General features: G+C 69.1%; 4 protein-coding genes. 2 read left to right on the top strand and 2 right to left on the bottom strand.

What is annotated here, in order from left to right; translation table 11 throughout:
- Positions 1–2,371: Rne/Rng family ribonuclease (locus QAA18_RS07780; RefSeq protein ID WP_279412340.1), on the bottom strand; the 2,371-nt coding region annotated here is incomplete at its 3' end.
- A gap of 409 nt (positions 2,372–2,780) precedes the next feature.
- Here QAA18_RS07780 and QAA18_RS07775 point away from each other — a divergent pair.
- Positions 2,781–3,776 carry an RluA family pseudouridine synthase gene (locus QAA18_RS07775; RefSeq protein ID WP_279412339.1) on the top strand — a complete coding sequence of 332 codons (996 nt, stop codon included), beginning with the start codon at positions 2,781–2,783 and terminating at the stop codon, positions 3,774–3,776.
- Positions 3,777–3,952: 176 nt separating this feature from the next.
- On the opposite strand, the gene QAA18_RS07770 is transcribed toward QAA18_RS07775, so the two are convergent.
- Positions 3,953–4,294, bottom strand: a complete 342-nt coding sequence (locus tag QAA18_RS07770; RefSeq protein WP_279412338.1) for a 4a-hydroxytetrahydrobiopterin dehydratase — start codon at positions 4,292–4,294, stop codon at positions 3,953–3,955.
- A gap of 42 nt (positions 4,295–4,336) precedes the next feature.
- Here QAA18_RS07770 and QAA18_RS07765 point away from each other — a divergent pair, with 42 nt between their 5' ends.
- Positions 4,337–4,930, top strand: coding sequence for an NfuA family Fe-S biogenesis protein (locus tag QAA18_RS07765; protein ID WP_279412337.1), 594 nt, complete (start codon positions 4,337–4,339; stop codon positions 4,928–4,930).
- The last annotated feature ends 168 nt before the right edge of the window (positions 4,931–5,098 follow it).

The raw sequence follows: 5,098 nt of genomic DNA, 5'->3' as shown, positions 1-5,098 counted from the left end.
GCTGGCTGCGCTGGGCGAGGGTGACGTCGCCGGACATCGCGTCGTCCTGCTCGTTCGAAGCGGCCTGTGCGTTCTCGTTGCCGGCCTCGGCGTCGGCGCCACCGTTTCCGCGGCGACGGCGGCGGCCGCCACGACGGCCGCGACGGCGGCGTCCACCTTCGCCACTACCCTGGTCGTTGCCTTCGGCGTCGTCGCGAGTCGTCGGCTGCTCGCCAACGGCCGTGGCGACTGCAGCGGCGGCCTCGGCGGCAGGCGCCGCACTGACCGCCACCGCCGTGGTGGCAGCCTCGATCACCGGCGTCGTCGCGGCGATGTTCTCGACTTCCGCCTCTGGCTTCGTGGCCGGCTGGGCCGGGGCCTGCTGCTGCCTGGCCTCGCGCGGCTCACGCGGCTCGCGCGGCGGACGCGGCTGCTTCGGCTGCTTCTGCGCCTTGGGCTGCTGCTGTTGCTGTTGCTGCTGCTTGGGCTGCTGTTGCTGCTTGGGCTTGTCCTGCTTCTCGCCACGACGCTGCGAACCATCGCGGTTGCGACCGTTGCGACCACCGTCGCGACCGTCGCGGCGCTGGTTGCGGTCGTTGCGCTCGCCGCGGGCATCGCGATTGTTGCGATCGCGCGAGTCCTGCCCGCGCTGCGCGGACTTGGCCGGGACGGTGTGCTCGCCACCGCCGAAGAAGCCGAGGATGCGGTCCCACAGGCCCACGCTTCGGGCCTGCACCGGAGCCACCGGCTGCGCGACAGGGGCTTCCTCGCGCGGCTCGCGCACGGGCGCCGGCTGCGCCGGACGCACGTTGGTCACCGCGGCGACGGCCGGCACGTTGAGGTTGGCCTTGGTCAGCGCGATGGTCGCCAGCTTGCGCGGGCTGCCGCGCTGGTAGCTGGGCTTGCTGGTCTCTTCGCCCAGCTCGTTCTCGCGGATGCGGGTGACCTCGAAGTGCGGCGTGTGCAGCTGGTCGTCGGCGACGATCACGATCGGCGCGCCGTGGCGCTTCTCGATCTCCGCCAGCGCACGGCGCTTCTCGTTGAGCAGGTAGTTGGCGATCTCGACCGGGGCCTGCACCAGGACCTGCCCGGTGTTGTCCTTCATCGCATGCTCTTCGGCAAGGCGGATGATCGACAGCGCCAGCGACTCGACGCTGCGCATGCGGCCATGGCCCTCGCAGCGCGGGCACACGATCTGGCTCGACTCGCCCAGGCTCGGGCGCAGGCGCTGGCGCGACATCTCCAGCAGGCCGAAGCGCGAGATCCGGCCCAGCTGCACGCGCGCGCGGTCGGAGCGCAGCGCGCTCTGCAGGCGGTTCTCGACTTCGCGCTGGTGCTTGTTGCTCGACATGTCGATGAAGTCGATCACCACCAGGCCGCCAAGGTCGCGCAGGCGCATCTGGCGGGCGACTTCCTCAGCCGCTTCCAGGTTGGTGTGGAACGCGGTTTCCTCGATGTCGCTGCCCTTGGTGGCGCGCGCCGAGTTGACGTCGACCGCGGTCAGGGCCTCGGTCTGGTCGATGACCAGCGCGCCACCGGACGGCAGGCGTACTTCGCGCTCGTACGCGCCCTCGATCTGCGACTCGATCTGGAAGCGGTTGAACAGCGGCACGTCATCGGTGTAGTGCTTGAGCTTGCGCAGGTTGTGCGGCATGACCTGCTGCACGAACTCGCGCGCCTCGGCGTACATCTCCTCGGTGTCGACCAGGATTTCGCCGACGTCCGGGCGCATGTAGTCGCGCAGGGCGCGGATGATCAGGCGCGACTCCTGGTAGATCAGGAACGGCGCCGGCTTGCTCAGGGCAGCCTCGGCGACCGACTTCCAGACGTGCAGCAGGTAGTCCAGGTCCCACTGCAGTTCCTCGGCATCGCGGCCGACGCCGGCGGTGCGGATGATCACGCCCATCTCGTCGGGGATCTGCAGCGCATCCATGGCGCGCTTGAGCTCGGCGCGGTCCTCGCCCTCGATCCGGCGCGAGACACCACCGGCGGTCGGCGAGTTGGGCATCAGCACCATGTAGCGGCCGGCCAGCGAGATGAAGGTGGTCAGGGCGGCGCCCTTGTTGCCGCGTTCTTCCTTCTCGACCTGGACCACGACTTCCTGGCCTTCGCGCAGCAGTTCCTTCAGGCCGGCCTTGTTCGGGTCGACGCCGGCCTGGAAGTAGTCGCGGGAGATTTCCTTCAGTGGCAGGAAGCCGTGGCGCTCGCCGCCGTATTCGACGAAAGCCGCTTCCAGCGAAGGCTCGAGCCGGGTGATGCGGCCCTTGTAGATGTTGGACTTCTTCTGCTCCTTGGCAGGTTGCTCGATGTCGATGTCGTACAGCGTCTGGCCATCGACGATTGCGACGCGCAGTTCTTCTGCCTGCGTCGCGTTGATCAGCATGCGTTTCATTGTGGCGTTCCTCGCGCGCTCCGCTCCCTGTCGGGGAGCAAGCTCGCGGCAACGCCGTGGGCGTACCGCCTCTGGATACCGCGTCCCGGCCGCATTGCGGGGGACCTCGAGTTTTCCAGCGCTGCGACACCACGGCTGGCCGCGGGAGCGCTTCTCTTGTTGTTCAGTGTTGCCAGGCCGGTGTCGCACACCTGGGTGCGGCACGCGGGTCGTGTTCAGCGCCGGCGTCTGACACGCCGGGCGATGGCCGGGCTTGCCGGCGAGCCGCTAACATGGCCGCCCCGGGGGCGGTGGTCGCGTACTGCTGCCGGATATCGCCAAGGAGGCGGGCTTTCGGCCCAGGCGTCTCAACTCCCTGCGAAATCAAACCCTTATCTCGCCCGGCGAGTGTATCAGATCAAGGCTGCCAATGACCCTGCCGGAAGGCCCCAATCGAACCTCGCGCCCGGAAGCTGAACGGGGCGGGGGAGCGCATACCGTCAGGGTCCCGGAGGACCGTGCCGGGCAGCGCCTGGACAACTTCCTGCTGGGCCAGCTCAAGGGCGCGCCGCGCAGCCTGGTCTACAAGCTGGTGCGCTCCGGGCAGGTCCGCGTCAACGGCGGCCGGGCCAAGGCCGAGCGCAAGCTCGAGGGCGGGGACGAGGTACGGATCCCGCCGGTGCGCCTGGCCGGCCCGGAGGAGAAGGGCGCCCCGGCCAAGGGCCTGCTCGAGGCCATGGAAGCCAGCATCGTGTTCGAGGATGCCCGACTGCTGGTGGTCAACAAGCCGTCAGGCGTGGCCAGCCACGGCGGCAGCGGCATCTCCTTCGGCGTGATCGAGACCCTGCGCGCCCTGCGCCCGCGCGAATCCCTGGAGCTGGTCCACCGCCTCGACCGTGACACCTCGGGCGTGCTGGTGGTGGCGAAAAAGCGCTCGGCGCTGTCGGAACTGCAGGCGCTGATGCGCGAGGACCATGGCCACGCCGGCGGCATCCGCAAACGCTACCTGGCGTTGCTGGCCGGGCGCATGCCCGACGGCACCATGAGCGTGGACGCGCCGCTGCACGTGGGCCTGCGCCAGGGCGGCGAGCGCCATGTCCAGGTCAGCGACGGCGGCAAGCCTTCGCTGAGCCATTTCCGGTTGCTGGAGCGTCGCGGCGGGCAGTCGTATTGCGAAGTCCGGATCGAAACCGGCCGCACCCACCAGATCCGCGTGCACGCCCGGCACATCGGCCATCCCGTGGCCGGCGACGACAAATACGGCGACCCTGAAGCCAACGCCCGACTGCGCCGCGACATCGGCCTCAAGCGCCTGTTCCTCCATGCCGCCTCGCTCGAGTTCGCCCTCGACGCCGGCAAGACCCCCTACGTCCTCAGCGCCCCGCTGCCCCCCGAGCTCCTCGACGCCCTCGATCGGCTGGGTTAGGAAGAGCCAGACGCAGGACGCGGATCAACGCGGATAAGGAAAGCCGATAGACGCGGATGAAGCGGAAGAGGGAGTCGTGCACGGCAATCGAGCCAGTCGCCGAACAACCATTTTCAGATGCTCTATCCGCGTTGATCCGCGCTTCTCATCCGCGTTGATCCGCGTCAAAATATCTGTCACGTCGCGAGGGCGGAGGCGCGGGCGGCGCAGATGAAGTCGTTCTCGGAGAGGCCGCCGACGTCGTGGGTGCTGTAGCGGACGACGCAGCGGTCGTAGTGCACGGACAGGTCGGGGTGGTGGTCCTCGCGGTTGGCCATGTGCGCCAGGGCGTTCACGAACGACATGGTCCGGTAGTAGTCCTTGAAGCCGAAGGTGCGCACCAGCGCCTTGCCTTCCTCGGCCAGTTCCCAGCCGGGGATCTCGGGCAACAGCTCGCGCACGCGCGCTTCCGGCAGGCGGTGCTCGCTGCCGCGGCGGGGAATGCAGTGGGCCTGAACGAGGGGAACGAGGTCGGACATGGCGGGCATCCTCGGCGATGGGGGACTCGATAGAATAGCCCCATGATCCAGATTTCCGAGACTGCGCAGGCCCATTTCCGCAAGCTGATCGAACGCGAGAGCCTGCCCGGGCTCGGCGTGCGCCTGTCGGCGCACATGCCCGGCACCGCGCAGGCGGACGTGCGCCTGGAGTTCGCCGAGCCCGCCGACCTTGGCGGCGACGAATGGGCGGTCGATTGCGAGGGCTTCACGCTGTGGGTGGATGCGGCCAGCGTACGCTTCCTCGATGGTGCCGAGATCGACTACCAGCCGCAGGCCACGGGCGGGCAGCTCCAGATCCGCGCACCGAAAATCAAGGGCGAGGCGCCGGCCGAATCGGCGTCGCTGGTGGAACGGGTGCGCTGGGTGATCGAGCACGAAGTCAATCCGCAACTGGCCCAGCATCGTGGCCACGTCTCGCTGGAGGAAGTCACGCGCGACGGTATCGTTGTGCTGCGCTTCGGCGGCGGCTGCCATGGTTGCGGCATGGTCGACGTCACCCTCAAGCAGGGCATCGAGAAGACCCTGCTGGGACGCGTGCCCGGCGTGACCGCAGTGCGCGACGCGACCGACCACGACACCGGCCAGGCGCCCTACATGCCGCGCGGCAGCGCCTGACACGGCTCCGGCACGAGTGTTTTCCTCGGCCGAACTGATCGAATTCCTGCGCCGGCGAGCGCGCCGGTCGCTGCGTCCCGAAGAGGCGCCGGGCGAGTTCCCGCCGGGCTGGCGTGCGTGGTTCGCGGCCATGCGCGTTGGCATCGGGCGAATCCGCGGCGCCAGCGC

Origin of the sequence: Luteimonas sp. 8-5 (genome assembly GCF_029763755.1) — a bacterium.
Taxonomy (GTDB): Bacteria; Pseudomonadota; Gammaproteobacteria; order Xanthomonadales; family Xanthomonadaceae; genus Cognatiluteimonas.
Note: the sequence above shows the minus strand (reverse complement) of the source record. Positions and strands in the feature narration are given on the sequence as shown.

Bases quoted from the DNA above. Each gene is read 5' to 3' on its own strand.
- QAA18_RS07775 (WP_279412339.1), top strand. From the start codon at position 2,781: ATGACCCTGCCGGAAGGCCCCAATCGAACCTCGCGCCCGGAAGCTGAA.
- QAA18_RS07770 (WP_279412338.1), bottom strand. From the start codon at position 4,294: ATGTCCGACCTCGTTCCCCTCGTTCAGGCCCACTGCATTCCCCGCCGC.
- QAA18_RS07765 (WP_279412337.1), top strand. From the start codon at position 4,337: ATGATCCAGATTTCCGAGACTGCGCAGGCCCATTTCCGCAAGCTGATC.